We start from the raw sequence: 20504 nt of genomic DNA on the forward strand, positions 1-20504 counted from the left end.
TAATCGAATCGTTACATTAACGGAACAACCAGATTTGTTATCAATGATGTCTTTTGACGGAAAGTTATTCAGTGCTAAATTTGCTGAATTACAGTGTGACGAAACTTTAGCTAACACATACAATCACGCAATACTTGTCAAGGCGATGCAAAAAGCTACGGATATACATTTAGTTTCACAGATGATTGTCGGAGATAACGATATAGATACACATGCTACAAGTAACGATGAAGATTTTAATAGATATATCATAGAAATTATGAAAATAAGACAACGAGTCATGGAAATGTTACTATTACCTGAACAAAGGCTATTATATAGTGATATGGTTGATCGTATTTTATTCAATAATTCATTAAAATATTATATGAATGAACACCCAGCAGTAACGCACATGACAATTCAACTCGTAAAAGACTATATTATGTCTATGCAGCATTCTGATTATGTATCGCAAAACATGTTTGACATTATAAATACAGTTGAATTTATTGGTGAGAATTGGGATAGAGAAATATACGAATTGTGGCGACAAACATTAATTCAAGTGGGCATTAATAGGCCGACTTATAAAAAATTCTTGATACAACTTAAAGGGAGAAAGTTTGCACATCGAACAAAATCAATGTTAAAACGATAACGTGTATATTGATGACCATAAACTGCAATCCTATGATGTGACAATATGAGGAGGATAACTTAATGAAACGTGTAATAACATATGGCACATATGACTTACTTCACTATGGTCATATCGAATTGCTTCGTCGTGCAAGAGAGATGGGCGATTATTTAATAGTAGCATTATCAACAGATGAATTTAATCAAATTAAACATAAAAAATCTTATTATGATTATGAACAACGAAAAATGATGCTTGAATCAATACGCTATGTCGATTTAGTCATTCCAGAAAAGGGCTGGGGACAAAAAGAAGACGATGTCGAAAAATTTGATGTAGATGTTTTTGTTATGGGACATGACTGGGAAGGTGAATTCGACTTCTTAAAGGATAAATGTGAAGTCATTTATTTAAAACGTACAGAAGGCATTTCGACGACTAAAATCAAACAAGAATTATATGGTAAAGATGCTAAATAAATTATATAGAACTATCGATACTAAACGATAAATTAACTTAGGTTATTATAAAATAAATATAAAACGGACAAGTTTCGCAGCTTTATAATGTGCAACTTGTCCGTTTTTAGTATGTTTTATTTTCTTTTTCTAAATAAACGATTGATTATCATATGAACAATAAGTGCTAATCCAGCGACAAGGCATGCACCACCAATGATAGTGAATAATGGATGTTCTTCCCACATACTTTTAGCAACAGTATTTGCCTTTTGAATAATTGGCTGATGAACTTCTACAGTTGGAGGTCCATAATCTTTATTAATAAATTCTCTTGGATAGTCCGCGTGTACTTTACCATCTTCGACTACAAGTTTATAATCTTTTTTACTAAAATCACTTGGTAAAACATCGTAAAGATCATTTTCAACATAATATTTCTTACCATTTATCCTTTGCTCACCTTTAGACAATATTTTTACATATTTATACTGATCAAATGAGCGTTCCATTAATGCATTCCCCATCATATTACGTTGCTTCTCGCCACCAAGGTTTTTATAGTCTCCTGCACCCATGATAACTTGATTAATTCTAAATTTACCTCGTTTGGTAGTAATCGTATGGTTGTAATTTGCTGTATCACTTGATCCAGTTTTTAAACCATCTGTACCAGGCAAACTCATTTTTGCACCTTCCAATGAAAAGTTGAATGTGTAATACGTAACTGCATGCGTTGTTGGTGCTAACTGCTTTGTAAAGTCTAATATTTTAGGTGTCTCTTTAATCACGTGTAAATCTAAAATGGCATAGTCTCTAGCAGTCGTTACAGTACGTTCTTGGTCTTTATACTTTGTTGGTGCAAATGAACGTAATCTTGAATTTTCAGCACCCGTTGGATTGACGAAATGTGTATTTTTCATTCCGATAGCTTTAGCTTTGTTATTCATTAAATCAACGAAATCGCTGGTGTTTTTTGATACCTTCTTAGCTAAAATTAATGCCGCGGCATTACTAGAATTAGATACTGTAATTTGTAATAGGTCTGCGATTGTCCATACTTGTCCAGGATATAGTTTCGTATTACTCAACTCAGGTAGTGTAGACATAATATATTCTTTGTTCGTCATTGTGACTGTGTCATCAAGTGAAAGCTGCCCCTTATTTACAGCTTCCAATGTTAAGTACATTGTCATTAATTTAGTCATAGACGCTGGATTCCACTTAGTATCGATATTGTATTGATACAGTAATTGTCCAGTTTGACTTACATTAACAGCACTCGTCGGTTCGTATGCAGCCGACAAACCTGCATAACCATATTGATTTGCTGCTTGTACAGGGGTTACGTCACTGTTAGTAGCTTGTGCATATGGTGTCATAATACTTAATGTTAAACATAAAATGATGATAATAGATATTAAATTTTTCATAAAGCGTTAATCTTCCCTTTTCCAATTCTTAAATATTCCCTAAAAGCAATGGTTATTCCTACTTACGGAAATCATTGCTAATTCACTTCACCTTAATTAAATTGTTGAAAATAAAGTTTTCTGCAGTTAATTTGAAAAATAATGCAAATATATTACGTGTGTAGCTAAAGGTGTTATAATGTTTGTACGAAGAGCAAACTTACTCAAAAGCGATTAATTTTCATGTTTTAATATAAAGACTTTGAGAAGTTATTACAAAAAATGCAATAGAAATATTCTATCATATAAATGTTATGAGCGGTATTTTGGGGCAACACTTTATTTGATTTTTAAAGTTTTGTTGGGAGAAAGTATATGATAGAAATGCATGTATCTATCTAAATGAATTAACTATAAATTTCAAACAGAAGAGGTAAAACTATGAAACGAGAAAATCCATTGTTTTTCTTATTTAAAAAACTATCATGGCCAGTGGGTCTTATCGTTGCAGCTATCACTATTTCATCACTAGGGAGCTTAAGTGGACTATTAGTGCCACTGTTTACTGGACGAATTGTAGATAAATTTTCCGTGAGCCATATCAATTGGAATCTAATCGCATTATTTGGTGGTATCTTTGTTATCAATGCTTTATTAAGCGGATTAGGTTTATATTTATTAAGTAAAATTGGTGAAAAGATTATTTATGCGATACGCTCAGTTTTATGGGAGCATATCATACAATTAAAAATGCCATTCTTTGACAAAAATGAAAGTGGTCAATTAATGAGTCGATTAACTGACGATACGAAAGTGATAAATGAATTTATTTCACAAAAGCTACCTAACTTATTACCATCAATCGTTACATTAGTTGGGTCACTAATCATGTTATTTATTTTAGATTGGAAAATGACATTATTAACATTTATAACGATACCGATATTCGTTTTAATTATGATTCCTCTAGGTCGTATTATGCAAAAGATATCGACAAGTACACAATCTGAAATTGCAAACTTCAGTGGTTTGTTAGGGCGTGTCCTAACTGAAATGCGTCTTGTTAAAATATCAAATACAGAGCGTCTTGAATTAGATAATGCACATAAAAATTTGAATGAAATATATAAATTAGGTTTAAAACAGGCTAAAATTGCGGCAGTTGTACAACCAATTTCAGGTATAGTTATGTTGCTAACAATTGCAATTATTTTAGGTTTTGGTGCATTAGAAATTGCGACTGGTGCAATCACTGCAGGTACATTAATTGCAATGATATTTTATGTTATTCAGTTATCTATGCCTTTAATCAATCTTTCCACGTTAGTTACAGATTATAAAAAGGCAGTCGGTGCAAGTAGTAGAATATACGAAATCATGCAAGAACCTATTGAACCGACAGAAGCTCTTGAAGATTCTGAAAATGTATTAATTGATGACGGTGTATTGTCATTTGAACATGTAGACTTTAAATATGATGTGAAGAAAATATTAGATGATGTGTCGTTCCAAATCCCACAAGGTCAAGTGAGTGCTTTTGTAGGTCCTTCTGGGTCTGGTAAAAGTACGATATTTAATCTGATAGAACGTATGTATGAAATTGAGTCAGGTGATATTAAATATGGCCTTGAAAGTGTCTATGATATCCCGTTATCTAAGTGGCGACGCAAAATTGGATATGTTATGCAATCAAATTCGATGATGAGTGGAACAATTAGAGACAATATTTTATACGGAATTAATCGTCATGTTTCAGATGAAGAACTTATTAATTATGCTAAATTAGCGAACTGTCATGATTTTATCATGCAATTTGATGAAGGATATGACACGCTTGTAGGTGAACGAGGATTGAAACTGTCTGGCGGACAACGTCAACGTATTGATATTGCTAGAAGTTTTGTTAAAAATCCTGATATTTTGTTACTTGATGAAGCAACAGCTAATCTCGATAGTGAAAGTGAATTGAAAATTCAAGAAGCTTTAGAAACATTGATGGAAGGTAGAACAACGATTGTCATTGCGCATCGTTTGTCTACAATTAAAAAAGCCGGTCAAATTATATTCTTAGACAAAGGACAGGTAACAGGTAAAGGTACGCATTCAGAACTGATGGCATCACATGCGAAGTATAAAAACTTTGTAGTGTCTCAAAAATTAACAGATTAATTTTATATATAAGTAAGCTTGGAGCAAATACACATATACCATCGAGGAAATTAAAGTGTGGCACATTGATGGATATAGATGTTAATAAATTGCTTCAAGCTTTTGTCTATTTTAAATCATTTGAGAAGTTACGACATAATAATTCTTAAATTAATAAAATCGATATTTTAAGAAAAAAATGCTCATGGTATAATACAAGTTATAAGCAAACATACATATATTAAATACTGTAGCCACGAGTCATAATTCTTCATATTTTACATAGCAATTTAACTGATTTTAGAGTCCATGGTACAGAAGTTTGATATTTCAATGTTTCTAAATTTTTAAAAAATTAAATCATAGGTGGGTGCCAAATGTTTTTATTAATCAACATTATTGGTCTAATTGTATTTCTTGGTATTGCGGTATTATTTTCAAGAGATCGCAAAAATATCCAATGGCAATCAATTGGGATCTTAGTTGTTTTAAACCTGTTTTTAGCATGGTTCTTTATTTATTTTGATTGGGGTCAAAAAGCAGTAAGAGGAGCAGCCAATGGTATCGCTTGGGTAGTTCAGTCAGCGCATGCTGGTACAGGTTTTGCATTTGCAAGTTTGACAAATGTTAAAATGATGGATATGGCTGTTGCAGCCTTATTCCCAATATTATTAATAGTGCCATTATTTGATATCTTAATGTACTTTAATATTTTACCGAAAATTATTGGAGGTATTGGTTGGTTACTAGCTAAAGTAACAAGACAACCTAAATTCGAGTCATTCTTTGGGATAGAAATGATGTTCTTAGGAAATACTGAAGCATTAGCCGTATCAAGTGAGCAACTAAAACGTATGAATGAAATGCGTGTATTAACAATCGCAATGATGTCAATGAGCTCTGTATCCGGAGCTATTGTAGGTGCGTATGTACAAATGGTACCAGGAGAACTGGTACTAACGGCAATTCCACTAAATATCGTTAACGCGATTATTGTGTCATGCTTGTTGAATCCAGTAAGTGTTGAAGAGAAAGAAGATATTATTTACAGTCTTAAAAACAATGAAGTTGAACGTCAACCATTCTTCTCATTCCTTGGAGATTCTGTATTAGCAGCAGGTAAATTAGTATTAATCATCATCGCATTTGTTATTAGTTTTGTAGCGTTAGCTGATCTATTTGATCGTTTTATCAATTTGATTACAGGATTGATAGCAGGATGGATAGGCATAAAAGGTAGTTTCGGTTTAAACCAAATTTTAGGTGTGTTTATGTATCCATTTGCGCTATTACTCGGTTTACCTTATGATGAAGCGTGGTTGGTAGCACAACAAATGGCTAAGAAAATTGTTACAAATGAATTTGTTGTTATGGGTGAAATTTCTAAAGATATTGCATCTTATACACCACACCATCGTGCGGTTATTACAACATTCTTAATTTCATTTGCAAACTTCTCAACGATTGGTATGATTATCGGTACATTGAAAGGCATTGTTGATAAAAAGACATCAGACTTTGTATCTAAATATGTACCTATGATGCTATTATCAGGTATCCTAGTTTCATTATTAACAGCAGCTTTCGTTGGTTTATTTGCATGGTAATATGTCGAAGAGTGACTATGATAATACATTTTAACTAATAAATATGTCCAGGCATGTCGTCTATTGATATAGGTGAGATGCTTGGACTTTTTTATTATTGATATAAAGGTATTTAAATATTTTTAAAGTTACCGAAATTGAAGCATTATAAAAACCAAGTGCACATGGTAATACACTTGGCTTTTATGGGAAATGAATATTATTGTACATATGACAGTAAGGACTAGGTACAGTCATAGTACTTCGAGCAAAATTTGTTTTGTTATTATAAACAACACAAAGGAGATAACTTCTCTATTGAAGAAGTTAAAAACATTATAGCAGACAATGAAATGAAAGTAAATTAAAAATTCAGAATATTTTTAATTATTATATTGTGAGTGATATTTATTAGGGAAAGCTATTCTTCATATAAATTAGTTAAATAGTAAATCTTTGTTAGAACTCTTTCCATAGAGTTGTGACAGCATTTTTGTTGTGCTACTATTTTTATAGTCTAATAAATATATAAAGGGGATGGTTTCGTGAATAAAACGGTTAAAGATTTAATACTAGTTGTCTTAGGTTCATTTATCTTTGCTGCAGGTGTAAATGCATTTATTATTTCTGGTAACTTAGGTGAAGGCGGGGTTACAGGTTTAGCAATTATTTTATATTATGCGTTTCATATTTCACCAGCCATCACTAACTTCTTGGTCAACGCAGTATTGATTGCCATAGGTTATAAATTTTTGAGTAAGAGAAGTATGTACTTAACTATTCTTGTAACAATTCTTATTTCAATATTTTTGAGTTTAACAGAATCATGGCAAGTAGAAACTGGAAACAGCATTGTGAATGCCATTTTTGGTGGTGTAAGCGTTGGACTAGGAATCGGAGTAATTATCCTTGCAGGCGGTACAACAGCAGGTACAACAATTTTGGCGAGAATTGCAACGAAATACCTCGATGTAAGCACGCCATATGCTTTGCTTTTCTTCGATATGATCGTTGTTGCAATTTCACTTACAGTTATTCCACTTGATAAAGTATTAGTAACAGTAATATCACTTTATATAGGAACAAAAGTGATGGAATATGTCATAGAAGGTTTAAACACTAAAAAAGCTATGACGATTATTTCAACTAATCCCGACAAACTTGCCAAAGCAATAGACGAGCAAATTGGAAGAGGTTTAACCATTTTAAACGGACATGGCTATTATACGCGTGAAGAAAAAGATGTCTTATACGTTGTTATTTCTAAAACACAAGTTTCAAAAGCAAAGCGATTAATTAAACAAATCGATAAAGATGCATTCCTCGTAATTCATGATGTAAGAGATGTCTATGGTAATGGCTTTCTTGCAGATGAATAAATAAATGGTATGAGCACACATACTTAAATAGAAGTCCACGGACAAGTTTTTGAACTATGAAGACTTATCTGTGGGCGTTTTTTATTTTATAAAAGTAATATACAAGACATGACAAATCGAGCTATCCAATTTAAAAAGTAATGTTAGTCAATAAGATTGAAAAATGTTATAATGATGTTCATGATAATCATTATCAATTGGGATGCCTTTGAAAATTGATAATTTAAAAATAGAAATTATTTTTTATAAACAGAAAGAATTTTATTGAAAGTAGGGAAATTATGAATCGTTTGCATGGACAACAAGTTAAAATTGGTTACGGGGATAACACGATTATAAATAAATTAGATGTTGAAATACCAGATGGCAAAGTGACGTCAATCATTGGTCCTAACGGCTGCGGGAAATCTACTTTGCTAAAGGCATTGTCACGTTTATTGGCAGTTAAAGAAGGCGAAGTATTTTTAGATGGTGAAAATATTCATACACAATCTACGAAAGAGATTGCAAAAAAAATAGCCATTTTACCTCAATCACCTGAAGTAGCAGATGGCTTAACTGTTGGGGAATTAGTTTCATATGGTCGTTTTCCACATCAAAAAGGATTTGGTAGATTAACTGCTGAGGATAAGAAAGAAATTGATTGGGCAATGGAAGTTACAGGAACTGATACATTCCGACACCGTTCAATCAATGATTTAAGTGGTGGTCAAAGACAACGTGTTTGGATTGCAATGGCATTAGCACAAAGAACTGATATTATCTTTTTAGACGAACCAACAACATATTTAGATATCTGTCATCAATTAGAAATACTAGAATTAGTTCAGAAGCTAAATCAGGAACAAGGTTGTACAATTGTCATGGTTCTTCATGATATCAACCAAGCGATTCGTTTCTCAGATCATCTTATTGCGATGAAAGAAGGGGATATCATCGCTACAGGTTCAACAGAAGACGTATTAACACAGGAAATATTAGAAAAAGTTTTTAATATTGATGTTGTTTTAAGTAAAGATCCTAAAACTGGAAAACCTTTACTGGTAACTTATGACTTATGTCGCAGAGCTTATTCTTAATTAAGTAAGTTAATATGATAAAAAGGACAATTAACATGACAAATAGAGAGAACCCAACGCCATTGAAGTTTTTATCCTATATTATAGGTTTAAGTATGATACTACTAATCACACTATTTATTTCTACATTAATAGGTGACGCCAAAATTCAAGCCTCTACAATTATAGAGGCTATTTTTAATTATAATCCTAGCAATCAACAGCAAAACATCATCAATGAGATTAGGATTCCCAGAAATATAGCAGCAGTAATTGTAGGTATGGCGCTTGCAGTTTCTGGTGCGATTATACAAGGTGTTACTCGTAATGGTCTTGCTGATCCGGCGCTCATAGGTTTAAATTCAGGTGCTTCATTTGCTTTAGCATTAACATATGCAGTTTTACCAAACACTTCATTTTTAATATTGATGTTTGCTGGATTTTTAGGTGCTATTCTAGGAGGTGCTATTGTATTAATGATAGGCCGATCTAGACGTGATGGATTTAATCCGATGCGTATTATTTTAGCGGGTGCAGCAGTAAGTGCTATGTTAACAGCGCTAAGTCAAGGTATTGCATTAGCTTTTAGACTAAATCAAACAGTAACATTTTGGACTGCTGGAGGCGTTTCAGGCACAACATGGTCACACCTTAAGTGGGCAATTCCATTAATTGGTATTGCGTTATTCATTATATTAACAATTAGTAAACAACTTACCATTTTAAATCTTGGTGAATCATTAGCTAAAGGTTTAGGTCAAAATGTAACAATGATCAGAGGCATATGTTTAATTATTGCTATGATTCTAGCAGGTATTGCAGTTGCTATCGCTGGACAAGTTGCATTTGTAGGTTTGATGGTACCTCATATAGCAAGATTTTTAATTGGAACTGATTATGCTAAAATTCTACCATTAACAGCCTTGTTAGGTGGGATACTCGTGCTTGTTGCCGATGTGATAGCACGATATTTAGGAGAAGCGCCTGTTGGTGCAATCATTTCATTTATCGGTGTTCCTTACTTTTTATATTTAGTTAAAAAAGGAGGACGCTCAATATGATTAGTTCAAATAATAAACGCAGACAATTGATAGCACTGGCTGTTTTTAGCATTCTACTATTTCTAGGTTGTACTTGGAGTATTACCTCAGGTGAATACAACATACCTGTTGAAAGATTTTTCAAAACTTTAATTGGACAAGGTGATGCCATTGATGAGTTAATCTTATTAGATTTCAGGTTACCTCGGATGATGATTACTATTTTGGCTGGCGCAGCGCTTAGTATTAGTGGTGCAATAGTGCAAAGTGTCACAAAAAATCCAATAGCTGAACCAGGTATATTAGGTATTAACGCAGGTGGCGGATTTGCAATCGCATTATTTATTGCAATTGGTAAAATTAATGCTGACAACTTTGTTTATGTACTGCCGTTAATAAGTATACTAGGTGGTATCACCACTGCATTGATTATTTTTATTTTCAGTTTTAATAAAAATGAAGGTGTTACACCTGCGAGTATGGTATTAATAGGTGTAGGTTTACAAACAGCATTATATGGTGGCTCAATTACAATTATGTCAAAATTTGATGATAAGCAATCTGATTTCATCGCTGCTTGGTTTGCAGGTAATATTTGGGGTGACGAATGGCCATTTGTCATTGCATTTTTACCGTGGGTGTTGATTATTATTCCTTACTTACTATTTAAATCGAATACACTAAATATTATTCATACGGGTGATAATATTGCACGAGGTCTAGGTGTAAGGTTAAGCAGAGAACGTTTAATATTATTCTTTATCGCAGTGATGTTATCATCTGCTGCTGTAGCAGTAGCAGGTTCAATTTCGTTTATCGGATTAATGGGTCCGCATATTGCCAAACGTATCGTTGGACCACGTCACCAGTTGTTTTTACCAATTGCCATTTTAGTAGGGGCATGTTTACTTGTTATAGCTGATACAATTGGCAAAATTGTATTACAACCAGGTGGGGTTCCAGCAGGTATTGTCGTAGCAATTATTGGTGCACCGTATTTCTTATATTTAATGTACAAAACGAAAAATGTATAGTGTCAAAGGACACAACTTATTGCTATGAAAGGCACTTTATTATAAGGCTTTTCATAGCATTTTTTATTTAATGAGCCACTCAAGACTATTTATTTTTTCAATAATGAACCATTAAGTTATCAAGAGGATCTTATCAAAAATATATTTGATAACGGTATCAGGTTAATTCTTTATGATAGCGCATTCATTTATTCTGTTTTATACTATGACTGATAATACCAAGGAGGTACAACATGATGAAAAAGTTAATCAATAAAAAAGAAACATTTTTAACTGATATGCTTGAAGGATTGTTAATTGCGCACCCAGAGTTAGATCTGATTGCTAATACAGTTATTGTAAAAAAAGCTAAGAAAGAACATGGTGTAGCAATAGTCTCTGGAGGTGGAAGCGGACATGAACCTGCGCATGCCGGTTTTGTTGCAGAAGGTATGCTAGATGCAGCGGTTTGTGGCGAAGTATTTACATCACCTACACCTGATAAAATATTAGAAGCTATTAAAGCAGTAGATACTGGTGATGGTGTATTACTAGTTGTAAAAAACTATGCAGGTGACGTGATGAATTTCGAAATGGCACAAGAGCTTGCAGAAATGGAAGGTATAAATGTTCAAACTGTTATTGTTCGTGACGACATTGCTGTGACAAACGAAGTACAACGTCGTGGTGTTGCAGGAACAGTGTTTGTTCATAAGCTTGCCGGTTATCTTGCTGAAAAAGGTTATTCATTAACAGAGATAAAATCGCGTGTAGAAGCGTTGTTACCTGAAATTAAAAGTATTGGTATGGCAATTGAGCCACCGCTTGTTCCAACTACTGGAAAATATGGCTTTGATATTGAAGACGACAAAATGGAAATCGGTATTGGTATACATGGTGAAAAAGGTATTCATAGGGAAGAAGTAAAGGATATTGATCATATTGTTGGAACATTGTTAGACGAATTGTATAAAGAAGTTACTGCCAATGATGTCATATTAATGGTAAATGGTATGGGTGGTACGCCGTTATCTGAATTAAATATCGTAACTAAATATATTCAACAAAATTTAGCTGCAAGAACGGTTAATGTTGCTAAATGGTTTGTTGGTGATTATATGACATCTTTAGACATGCAAGGTTTTTCTATAACTATCGTGCCTAATAAACCAGAATATTTGGAAGCATTTTTAGCACCAACAACAAGTCAATACTTTAAATAAGAAGTGAATATGAATAAATATACATTTATGAGGTGGCACAAATGAAAGTGAATGATATGAAAGCACGTTTATTAAATTTAGAAGAAACGTTTAAAAAACATGAATCTGAATTAACTGAATTAGATCGAGCAATTGGTGATGGTGACCACGGGGTTAACATGGTTCGTGGGTTTAGTAGTCTTAAAGACAAACTTGATGATAGCTCAATGCAATCATTGTTCAAATCGACTGGTATGGCATTGATGTCAAATGTTGGGGGTGCATCAGGACCACTGTATGGCTTTAGCTTTGTTAAAATGTCTGCAGTCACCAAAGATGATATGGATAATCAAGATTTCATTACACTAATTCAGGCATTTGCCGAAGCGGTTGAATCACGTGGTAAAGTTACTTTAAATGAAAAGACAATGTATGATGTAGTAGCGCGAGCAGCAGAGAAGCTTGAAAATGGTGAAACTTTAACATTCAATGATTTACAGCAATTAGCAGATAATACAAAAGATATGGTAGCAACGAAAGGTAGAGCTGCATATTTTGGAGAAGAATCAAAAGGTTATATTGATCCAGGTGCTCAAAGTATGGTTTATATTTTAAACGCTTTGATTGGAGATGAAGATAATGCCTAAAATTATACTTGTTAGCCACAGTAAAGAAATTGCAAGTGGTACAAAATCTTTGTTAAAGCAAATGGCAGGTGACGTTGATATTATACCAATCGGGGGATTACCAGATGGTTCAATTGGAACTTCATTTGATATCATCCAAGAAGTTTTGACTAAATTAGAGGATGATGCATTGTGTTTTTACGATATTGGATCTTCAGAAATGAATGTAGATATGGCAATTGAAATGTATGATGGTAATCATCGTGTGTTAAAAGTTGATGCACCAATTGTTGAAGGCAGTTTTATCGCAGCAGTAAAGCTATCAATCGGCGGTTCAATTGATGATGCATTAGCAGAAATCAAACAATCATTTTAGTTAAAATTTACTAATAATGAAAAATGTAAACCTTTTTCAAATGAAACTTTATAAAAAATATGATAGTATATATGTAAATGTTTAATAAAATCTGGAGAAATAGGAGGACATTGCCATGCAACACCTTATAAAAAAACATGTATTGAATGGCGAGTTTGATTTAGTACGACAATTGATGTCCGAAACAGATTTTATGGAATTTGAAGAAGCATATATTTCAAGTGCGCATGAAGTAGAAAGTATGATGTTTTATACATGTATTTTAGATATGATTAAGTACGAAGAATCATCTGAAATGCATGACTTAGCATTTTTATTGCTTGTGTATCCACTAAGTGAATATGAAGGTGCTTTGGATTCTGCTTATTATCATGCAGACGCTTCCATAAAACTTACTGACGGCAAAGAAGTTAAAAGTTTGTTACAAATGTTATTATTGCATGCGATACCAACACCTGTTATTTCAGATAAGAAGGCTTTTGATATCGCCAAGCAAATTTTAAAATTAGATCCTAATAATAATGTTGCTCGTAACGTCTTAAAAGACACTGCCAAACGTATGGACAACGTTGTTGTTGATATAAATGAATTACACCAACGTAATGCACGTTAATTACATTTCAATTATATTAGCTTAATAATAGTTTTAACATTTGGTTGGGTTGGGACATATGTTCCAGCCTTTTTAATACTTAAAAACTAACGAAGTATACTTGTGTGCACAAATGGTTTTTATACAACATTTTATAAATTTATACATTTTAATAAAGAACATACGATATATGGTTTAAACCTTGTTAACTGAGAGATTTTGATATGTATTCTTCGAAATTTAACTAAATTTACGAAATTCAAGAAGCACAATAATTAATCAATTTTCCTATACAAAAGTTCGTATGACTGCATTATAAAAGCATAAATTTATAATTTTTTTAAATGTCATTGAACGTGATAATGTGAATGGATTGAGCAATTTTGAAAAAGTGAAAAATAACCTATGCGACTTGCAATTAATTTTCAGTACGTTATAATGCACACTGTGCAAAATTAAGGAGGTCTATTATTCACATGATGATGAATAAAGAAGCAACAAAAATTGGATTTGCCTACGTCGGCATTGTAGTGGGCGCAGGATTTTCAACTGGACAAGAAGTTATGCAATTTTTCACTAAATATGGCTTGTGGGCTTATTTAGGTGTTATTATATCTGGTTTTATTTTAGCTTTTATTGGGCGCCAAGTAGCAAAAATTGGTACTGCCTTTGAAGCGACAAATCATGAATCAACATTACAATACGTATTCGGTGAAAAGTTTAGTAAAGTCTTTGATTATATTTTAATCTTCTTCTTATTTGGTATAGCTGTAACCATGATAGCTGGTGCAGGCGCAACATTTGAAGAAAGTTATAACATACCTACATGGCTAGGTGCTTTAATTATGACATTAGCGATTTATATTACGTTGCTATTAGACTTTAATAAAATAGTACGTGCACTTGGTATCGTTACACCATTTTTAATTGTTTTAGTTGTATTAATCGCTGGCGTTTATTTATTTAAAGGTCATGTTTCATTAGCAGAAGTTAACCAAGTAGTGCCTGAAGCAAGTATTTGGAAGGGAATCTGGTTTGGTACAATATATGGTGGATTAGCTTTTTCTGTAGGTTTTAGTACCATCGTAGCAATCGGTGGGGATACAGAAAAGCGTACAGTGTCAGGTGCAGGCGCGATGTATGGTGGTATTATCTATACTGTATTACTAGCATTGATCAACTTTGCATTGCAAAGTGAATATCCAACTATTAAAAATGCCTCAATTCCAACATTGACGTTAGCAAATAATATCCATCCTTTAATAGCAACAGTGTTATCTGTTATTATGCTGGCGGTTATGTATAATACTATTCTAGGACTAATGTATTCATTTGCAGCACGTTTTACAGAACCATACAGTAAAAATTATCATATCTTTATTATTATAATGATGGTAGCAGGTTATTTATTAAGTTTCGTAGGATTTGCTGAATTAATTAATAAGTTATATACAATTATGGGATATGTAGGCTTATTTATTGTAGTAGCTGTAATTATTAAATATTTCAAACGTAAAAATGCGGATAAAAAACATATTGCTTAATATCATATGATGGATATCCGAAACTTTACAATTGAATCACTTTGTTTTAACCTTAAAAGCAATTCGTCTCTACTCTTATCGGGCGAATTGCTTTTTATATTTATTCAGTCTATTAATATGAGCGTCTAACAAATAGAGAGGTACGATGTAATGAATAAAGATAATAAATGGACGATGATAACTGCGCTTTTTATAACTGTAATCAGTGTATTGTTAGCATTTCATCTGAAACAACATTATGACCAAATTACAAATGAGAACCATGCTAATAAAGACAAAATTAATATTAAAAATAAAAATGTGCGCATTTATCAAAACCTTACATACAATAGAGTTTTCCCTAACAGTAAATTAGATATTATTACACCTGTTGATATGTCTTCTAATGCCAAACTGCCAGTTATTTTTTGGATGCACGGTGGTGGTTATATTGCGGGTGATAAGCAGTATAAAAACCCATTATTAGCGAAAATTGCTGAACAAGGGTACATTGTTGTGAATGTAAATTATGCATTGGCGCCACAATATAAATATCCCACACCATTAATTCAAATGAATCAAGCAACTCAATTCATTAAAGAAAATAAAATGAATTTACCTATTGATTTTAATCAAGTAATTATTGGCGGTGATTCTGCAGGTGCTCAATTAGCTAGCCAATTTACGGCAATACAGACGAATGATCGCTTAAGAGAAGCCATGAAATTTGATCAGTCATTCAAACCATCGCAAATTAAAGGTGCTATACTATTTGGTGGTTTTTATAATATGCAAACAGTTAGAGAAACTGAGTTTCCAAGAATACAGTTATTTATGAAAAGTTATACTGGCGAAGAAGATTGGGAAAAGAGCTTTAAAAATATTTCACAAATGTCGACAGTAAAACAATCGACAAAAAATTATCCACCAACATTTTTATCTGTTGGAGATAGCGATCCATTCGAAAGTCAAAATATAGAATTCAGTAAGAAATTACAAGAATTGAATGTACCAGTAGATACTTTGTTTTATGATGGTACGCATCATTTACATCATCAGTATCAATTTCACCTTAATAAACCTGAATCGATAGATAACATCAAAAAAGTGTTACTTTTCTTAAGTCGTAATACATCTTCTAGTGGTATTCAAACTGAAGAGAAACCACAAATGGAAAATCCGAGTAATGAATTACCGTTAAATCCTTTAAACTAATGATAAACAGTAGTAATTTATTACTTAAGCAACATTTAAGATCTTCAAATTGAAAACGAAGAATTTAAAACATGTGGGGCTAATGTGTAAGAGTCTGAGATATAATAAATTGTTAGCGGTTCTTTATCATTTCTATCTCACCCTATTATGATGTGACATTTATTTTACAAACTAATTTGTTTTGAACCTGAAAATAACTTTTTACAACTAAATTGTCGAAAAACAGTGTGTACATGATATAATAAATTTATAAATTGAAAAGAATTCAAAAGAAAAAATAAAATATAGATTGAGCACGAAGTGATTTGAAATAAGGTTGTGAAAGGGAATGACAAGGTCAGCATTAAAACCATTTAAAAATAAACGCGTTATGGTTACTGGACGTATACAACGTGTTTTGTTTAAAAATTATTTAGATAGACATAGCACATTTAAGCCGAATGTAAGGATATTATTAAAAGATGTATTTGTTTCAGGTGTATCAATAGATCATTTATGGTTATATGAGACAAATAAATACTATGCATTGGCAATGGAACTTATTCATCAACGAGTAAAATTTAGTGCGAATGTTGTACCATATTACAAAATAAATAGAAATAATAATTTATTCGTACAAGATTATGGAATTAAGCGTAAAGGTAGGTTAATTACTGAAGAAGCTTACAATCAAAACAATCAGTATCAGGATAAGATATATGAAAAATTACCGGATATAGATTTTAGACTCGAAGATTTTTATAGTAAGGAAAACTAAACAACATATATAAAGCACTACTAATCGTAGTTGATAGTTGATCAATTACACATTAGTGGTGCTTTATTTTGAATTTAAATTTGATAAATGAATAAGAGTATACGCATTCATTTAAGATTAGATGACATTGATAAGTATGAGTAATGTATTAGGTAACCATTAAATTCGTTGTTATGCGATTCTGATACAAGATTATGATAAAATAGCTTTAATTAAGAATTTTAGCCATCATATAGTCATCGTAATATTTACCATCGATAAATAACTTATCTTTTAAAACGCCTTCGATTTGAAAATCGGCACTTTTAAAAAGCTCGAGGGCAGGTTGGTTATTGAGTGGTACATTTGCTTCAATTCGGTGTATTTGATTGTTTAAACACCAAGCCATAATGGCATCAAGAAGTGCTTGGCCAATTCCACGATGTTGATATAATTTCTTTACACCTAAATCAATTTTAGCAACATGTTTAATGCGTTGAAATGGTGTCGTATTAACAAAGGCAAAGCCAACGAGTTGTTCATCACTTTCAGCAACAAAGATGACTTTATGTGGAGAAGTGATATATTCTTCTAATTGTTTACTAGCCGACGTGACGCTAGGATCATATTCTCCTGGTGTGTAGAACATATACGGAGATTCGTCGTATATTTTCGCTAACATTGAAATGAAATTTTCTACATCTTTGATACTAACTCTACGTATAATATGGGCCATAAAAAGCCTCCAGTATTTTGAAATTTTAAAACATTTGCTACTATTATAATATATATGTAACTAAAAGGTGGAGTAATATGTTTTTTGGTTACAGTTTAAAGGAGTATTTTAGATGAAACCTAAAGTTTTATTAGCAGGTGGAACAGGATATATTGGTAAGTATTTAAGTGAAGTGATTGAAAATGATGCTGAACTTTTTACTATATCAAAATATCCAGACAATAAAAAAACAGATGATGTTGAAATGACTTGGATTCAGTGTGATATATTTCATTACGAACAGGTTGTTGCAGCAATGAATCAAATAGATATTGCTGTATTCTTTATCGACCCAACAAAGAATTCTGCCAAAATAACACAATCATCAGCAAGAGATTTAACATTAATCGCAGCAGATAATTTTGGTCGAGCAGCGGCTATCAATCAAGTAAAAAAAGTAATCTACATACCTGGGAGTCGTTATGATAATGAAACAATTGAACGCCTAGGTGCATATGGCACACCTGTAGAAACAACAAATTTAGTTTTTAAACGTTCTTTAGTTAATGTAGAATTACAAGTTTCAAAGTATGATGATGTTAGATCAACGATGAAGGTAGTTTTACCAAAGGGATGGACATTAAAGAACGTTGTAAACCATTTTATTGCATGGATGGGTTACACTAAAGGAACTTTTGTGAAAACAGAAAAATCACATGATCAATTTAAGATATATATTAAGAATAAGGTGCGACCGCTCGCAGTATTTAAAATAGAAGAAACAGCTGACGGAATAATAACTTTAATTTTATTGAGTGGAAGTTTAGTGAAAAAATACACAGTTAATCAAGGGAAGTTAGAATTTAGATTAATCAAAGAGTCGGCAGTCGTTTATATACATCTATACGATTATATCCCTCGATTATTTTGGCCGATTTATTACTTTATACAAGCACCAATGCAAAAAATGATGATTCATGGCTTTGAAGTTGACTGCCGGATTAAAGATTTTCAAAGTCGATTAAAATCAGGAGAAAATATGAAATATACTAAATGATATTGGGTGATATGGATGCAAATACTACTAGTAGAAGATGACAATACTTTGTTTCAAGAATTGAAAAAAGAATTAGAACAATGGGATTTTAATGTTGCTGGTATTGAAGATTTCGGCAAAGTAATGGATACATTTGAAAGTTTTAATCCTGAAATTGTTATATTGGATGTTCAATTACCTAAATATGATGGGTTTTATTGGTGCAGAAAAATGAGAGAAGTTTCCAACGTACCAATATTATTTTTATCATCTCGTGATAATCCAATGGATCAAGTGATGAGTATGGAACTTGGCGCAGATGATTATATGCAAAAACCTTTCTATACCAATGTATTAATTGCTAAATTACAAGCGATTTATCGTCGTGTCTATGAGTTTACAGCTGAAGAAAAACGTACATTGACTTGGCAAGATGCTGTCGTTGATCTATCAAAAGATAGTATACAAAAAGGTGACGATACGATTTTTCTATCCAAAACAGAAATGATTATATTAGAAATTCTTATTACCAAAAAAAATCAAATCGTTTCGAGAGATACAATTATCACTGCATTATGGGATGATGAAGCATTTGTTAGTGATAATACGTTAACAGTAAATGTGAATCGTTTACGAAAAAAATTATCTGAAATTAGTATGGATAGTGCAATCGAAACAAAAGTAGGAAAAGGATATATGGCTCATGAATAATTTGAAATGGGTAGCTTATTTTTTGAAATCTCGCATGAACTGGATATTTTGGATATTGTTTTTAAACTTGCTTATGTTAGGCATTAGTCTAATCGATTATGATTTTCCAATAGACAGTTTATTTTATATTGTTTCTTTGAATTTAAGTTTAACAATGATTTTTCTTATATTGACATATTTTAAAGAAGTAAAATTATATAAGCATTTTGACAAAGATAAAGAAATAGAAGAAATTAAACATAAAGATTTAGCGGAAACGCCATTTCAACGTCATACAGTTGATTATTTATATCGTCAAATCTCAGCGCACAAAGAAAAGGTTGTTGAGCAACAGTTACAATTGAACATGCATGAACAAACCATTACAGAATTTGTGCACGACATAAAAACACCTGTGACAGCCATGAAATTATTAATTGATCAAGAAAAAAATCAAGAAAGAAAACAGGCATTACTATATGAATGGTCTCGTATAAACTCGATGCTGGATACACAGCTGTATATTACTAGATTAGAATCTCAACGCAAAGATATGTATTTTGATTACGTGTCACTTAAACGCATGGTCATTGATGAAATACAATTAACAAGACATATTAGTCAGGTTAAAGGTATTGGTTTTGATGTTGACTTTAAAGTGGATGATTATGTTTATACAGATACAAAATGGTGTCGTATGATTATTAGACAGATTTTGTCAAACGCATTGAAATATAGTGAGAATTTTAATATTGAAATTGGGACAGAATTAAATGATCAACATGTTTCGTTATATATTAAAGACTATGGCAGAGGTATTAGTAAAAAAGATATGCCGCGAATATTTGAACGAGGATTTACGTCAACGGCTAACAGAAATGAAACGACGTCTTCAGGTATGGGTCTATATTTAGTAAATAGTGTAAAGGATCAATTAGGTATTCACCTGCAAGTCACGTCGACTGTTGGTAAGGGGACAACTGTCAGATTGATTTTCCCATTACAAAATGAAATTGTTGAACGCATGTCGGAAGTGACAAATTTGTCATTTTAAACATGCGTTTTGTTACTTAGAAT

General features: G+C 32.2%; 20 protein-coding genes and 1 pseudogene. 19 read left to right on the plus strand and 2 right to left on the minus strand.

All coding sequences use genetic code 11. From position 1 onward, the window contains the following. A pseudogene (locus tag IDG60_RS14405) lies at positions 1-640 on the plus strand (glycosyltransferase family 2 protein); the annotation flags it as partial. A gap of 62 nt (positions 641-702) precedes the next feature. After that, complete coding sequence (tagD, locus tag IDG60_RS14410; RefSeq protein WP_000832260.1) at positions 703-1101, plus strand: glycerol-3-phosphate cytidylyltransferase; 399 nt, start codon at positions 703-705, stop codon at positions 1099-1101. Positions 1102-1217: 116 nt separating this feature from the next. On the opposite strand, the gene pbp4 is transcribed toward tagD, so the two are convergent. Further along, a complete protein-coding gene (pbp4, locus tag IDG60_RS14415; protein WP_000793067.1) occupies positions 1218-2513 on the minus strand; it encodes a penicillin-binding protein PBP4 in 1296 nt (431 codons plus the stop codon). Positions 2514-2933: 420 nt separating this feature from the next. On the opposite strand from pbp4, the gene IDG60_RS14420 reads away from it, so the two are divergent. The 14 genes from IDG60_RS14420 (at position 2934) to IDG60_RS14485 (ending at position 17007) form a co-directional block, all read left to right on the plus strand. After that, on the plus strand, positions 2934-4661 hold the full coding sequence (locus IDG60_RS14420; RefSeq protein WP_000817954.1) for an ABC transporter ATP-binding protein: 1728 nt from the start codon (positions 2934-2936) through the stop codon (positions 4659-4661). A gap of 356 nt (positions 4662-5017) precedes the next feature. Further along, the gene (locus IDG60_RS14425; RefSeq protein ID WP_000479279.1) at positions 5018-6247 is read left to right on the plus strand and encodes a NupC/NupG family nucleoside CNT transporter; all 1230 of its coding nucleotides are present in this window, start codon (positions 5018-5020) and stop codon (positions 6245-6247) included. A 254-nt stretch (positions 6248-6501) separates the two neighbouring features. After that, positions 6502-6594 (plus strand): hypothetical protein, encoded by a 93-nt coding sequence (locus IDG60_RS14430; RefSeq protein ID WP_001788321.1) that lies wholly within the window; start codon positions 6502-6504, stop codon positions 6592-6594. A gap of 177 nt (positions 6595-6771) precedes the next feature. Next, positions 6772-7605 (plus strand): YitT family protein, encoded by an 834-nt coding sequence (locus IDG60_RS14435; protein ID WP_001044662.1) that lies wholly within the window; start codon positions 6772-6774, stop codon positions 7603-7605. 281 nt (positions 7606-7886) lie between these two features. Next, on the plus strand, positions 7887-8684 hold the full coding sequence (locus tag IDG60_RS14440) for an ABC transporter ATP-binding protein (RefSeq protein WP_001080809.1): 798 nt from the start codon (positions 7887-7889) through the stop codon (positions 8682-8684). Positions 8685-8719: 35 nt separating this feature from the next. Then, positions 8720-9724 carry a FecCD family ABC transporter permease gene (locus IDG60_RS14445; RefSeq protein WP_000184741.1) on the plus strand — a complete coding sequence of 335 codons (1005 nt, stop codon included), beginning with the start codon at positions 8720-8722 and terminating at the stop codon, positions 9722-9724. Beyond that, complete coding sequence (locus tag IDG60_RS14450) at positions 9721-10737, plus strand: FecCD family ABC transporter permease (RefSeq protein WP_000625878.1); 1017 nt, start codon at positions 9721-9723, stop codon at positions 10735-10737. The genes IDG60_RS14445 and IDG60_RS14450 overlap by 4 nt, the downstream gene beginning before the upstream one ends. A gap of 233 nt (positions 10738-10970) precedes the next feature. Further along, positions 10971-11939 carry a dihydroxyacetone kinase subunit DhaK gene (gene dhaK, locus IDG60_RS14455; protein WP_000976269.1) on the plus strand — a complete coding sequence of 323 codons (969 nt, stop codon included), beginning with the start codon at positions 10971-10973 and terminating at the stop codon, positions 11937-11939. 41 nt (positions 11940-11980) lie between these two features. Next, the gene (dhaL, locus tag IDG60_RS14460; protein ID WP_000867201.1) at positions 11981-12565 is read left to right on the plus strand and encodes a dihydroxyacetone kinase subunit DhaL; all 585 of its coding nucleotides are present in this window, start codon (positions 11981-11983) and stop codon (positions 12563-12565) included. Beyond that, the gene (gene dhaM, locus IDG60_RS14465; protein WP_001124167.1) at positions 12558-12920 is read left to right on the plus strand and encodes a dihydroxyacetone kinase phosphoryl donor subunit DhaM; all 363 of its coding nucleotides are present in this window, start codon (positions 12558-12560) and stop codon (positions 12918-12920) included. Before dhaL ends, dhaM begins: the two co-directional genes overlap by 8 nt. A 115-nt stretch (positions 12921-13035) precedes the next feature. Then, a complete protein-coding gene (locus IDG60_RS14470; RefSeq protein WP_001164085.1) occupies positions 13036-13533 on the plus strand; it encodes a hypothetical protein in 498 nt (165 codons plus the stop codon). Positions 13534-13988: 455 nt separating this feature from the next. Then, the gene (locus IDG60_RS14475) at positions 13989-15056 is read left to right on the plus strand and encodes a YkvI family membrane protein (protein ID WP_000980137.1); all 1068 of its coding nucleotides are present in this window, start codon (positions 13989-13991) and stop codon (positions 15054-15056) included. Positions 15057-15206: 150 nt separating this feature from the next. Next, entirely contained in the window at positions 15207-16250 is a 1044-nt protein-coding gene (locus tag IDG60_RS14480) for an alpha/beta hydrolase (protein ID WP_001030772.1), read from the plus strand. A gap of 328 nt (positions 16251-16578) precedes the next feature. After that, complete coding sequence (locus IDG60_RS14485; protein WP_000198504.1) at positions 16579-17007, plus strand: hypothetical protein; 429 nt, start codon at positions 16579-16581, stop codon at positions 17005-17007. A gap of 208 nt (positions 17008-17215) precedes the next feature. Here IDG60_RS14485 and IDG60_RS14490 read toward each other — a convergent pair whose 3' ends face one another. Next, the gene (locus tag IDG60_RS14490; protein ID WP_000940129.1) at positions 17216-17722 is read right to left on the minus strand and encodes a GNAT family N-acetyltransferase; all 507 of its coding nucleotides are present in this window, start codon (positions 17720-17722) and stop codon (positions 17216-17218) included. Between the two features lie 112 nt (positions 17723-17834). Here IDG60_RS14490 and graX point away from each other — a divergent pair, with 112 nt between their 5' ends. The 3 genes from graX to graS are packed head-to-tail and all read left to right on the plus strand — an operon-like array spanning position 17835 to position 20481. After that, entirely contained in the window at positions 17835-18758 is a 924-nt protein-coding gene (graX, locus tag IDG60_RS14495) for an auxiliary protein GraX/ApsX (protein ID WP_000802955.1), read from the plus strand. Between the two features lie 15 nt (positions 18759-18773). Then, a complete protein-coding gene (gene graR, locus IDG60_RS14500) occupies positions 18774-19448 on the plus strand; it encodes a response regulator transcription factor GraR/ApsR (protein ID WP_001166500.1) in 675 nt (224 codons plus the stop codon). After that, complete coding sequence (gene graS / locus IDG60_RS14505; protein ID WP_001061264.1) at positions 19441-20481, plus strand: histidine kinase GraS/ApsS; 1041 nt, start codon at positions 19441-19443, stop codon at positions 20479-20481. The genes graR and graS overlap by 8 nt, the downstream gene beginning before the upstream one ends. Positions 20482-20504 lie beyond the last annotated feature (23 nt).

The sequence above is a fragment of the Staphylococcus sp. EG-SA-2 genome (genome assembly GCF_017152085.1).

Excerpts from the sequence above, each read along its gene's own strand:
- IDG60_RS14480 (WP_001030772.1), top strand. The coding sequence starts at position 15,207 with ATGAATAAAGATAATAAATGGACGATGATAACTGCGCTTTTTATAACT.
- IDG60_RS14425 (WP_000479279.1), top strand. The coding sequence starts at position 5,018 with ATGTTTTTATTAATCAACATTATTGGTCTAATTGTATTTCTTGGTATT.
- graS (WP_001061264.1), top strand. The coding sequence starts at position 19,441 with ATGAATAATTTGAAATGGGTAGCTTATTTTTTGAAATCTCGCATGAAC.
- dhaL (WP_000867201.1), top strand. The coding sequence starts at position 11,981 with ATGAAAGTGAATGATATGAAAGCACGTTTATTAAATTTAGAAGAAACG.
- IDG60_RS14445 (WP_000184741.1), top strand. The coding sequence starts at position 8,720 with ATGACAAATAGAGAGAACCCAACGCCATTGAAGTTTTTATCCTATATT.
- IDG60_RS14470 (WP_001164085.1), top strand. The coding sequence starts at position 13,036 with ATGCAACACCTTATAAAAAAACATGTATTGAATGGCGAGTTTGATTTA.
- dhaM (WP_001124167.1), top strand. The coding sequence starts at position 12,558 with ATGCCTAAAATTATACTTGTTAGCCACAGTAAAGAAATTGCAAGTGGT.
- IDG60_RS14440 (WP_001080809.1), top strand. The coding sequence starts at position 7,887 with ATGAATCGTTTGCATGGACAACAAGTTAAAATTGGTTACGGGGATAAC.
- IDG60_RS14420 (WP_000817954.1), top strand. The coding sequence starts at position 2,934 with ATGAAACGAGAAAATCCATTGTTTTTCTTATTTAAAAAACTATCATGG.
- IDG60_RS14475 (WP_000980137.1), top strand. The coding sequence starts at position 13,989 with ATGATGATGAATAAAGAAGCAACAAAAATTGGATTTGCCTACGTCGGC.
- pbp4 (WP_000793067.1), bottom strand. The coding sequence starts at position 2,513 with ATGAAAAATTTAATATCTATTATCATCATTTTATGTTTAACATTAAGT.
- IDG60_RS14485 (WP_000198504.1), top strand. The coding sequence starts at position 16,579 with ATGACAAGGTCAGCATTAAAACCATTTAAAAATAAACGCGTTATGGTT.
- IDG60_RS14490 (WP_000940129.1), bottom strand. The coding sequence starts at position 17,722 with ATGGCCCATATTATACGTAGAGTTAGTATCAAAGATGTAGAAAATTTC.
- dhaK (WP_000976269.1), top strand. The coding sequence starts at position 10,971 with ATGATGAAAAAGTTAATCAATAAAAAAGAAACATTTTTAACTGATATG.
- tagD (WP_000832260.1), top strand. The coding sequence starts at position 703 with ATGAAACGTGTAATAACATATGGCACATATGACTTACTTCACTATGGT.
- graR (WP_001166500.1), top strand. The coding sequence starts at position 18,774 with ATGCAAATACTACTAGTAGAAGATGACAATACTTTGTTTCAAGAATTG.
- IDG60_RS14450 (WP_000625878.1), top strand. The coding sequence starts at position 9,721 with ATGATTAGTTCAAATAATAAACGCAGACAATTGATAGCACTGGCTGTT.
- graX (WP_000802955.1), top strand. The coding sequence starts at position 17,835 with ATGAAACCTAAAGTTTTATTAGCAGGTGGAACAGGATATATTGGTAAG.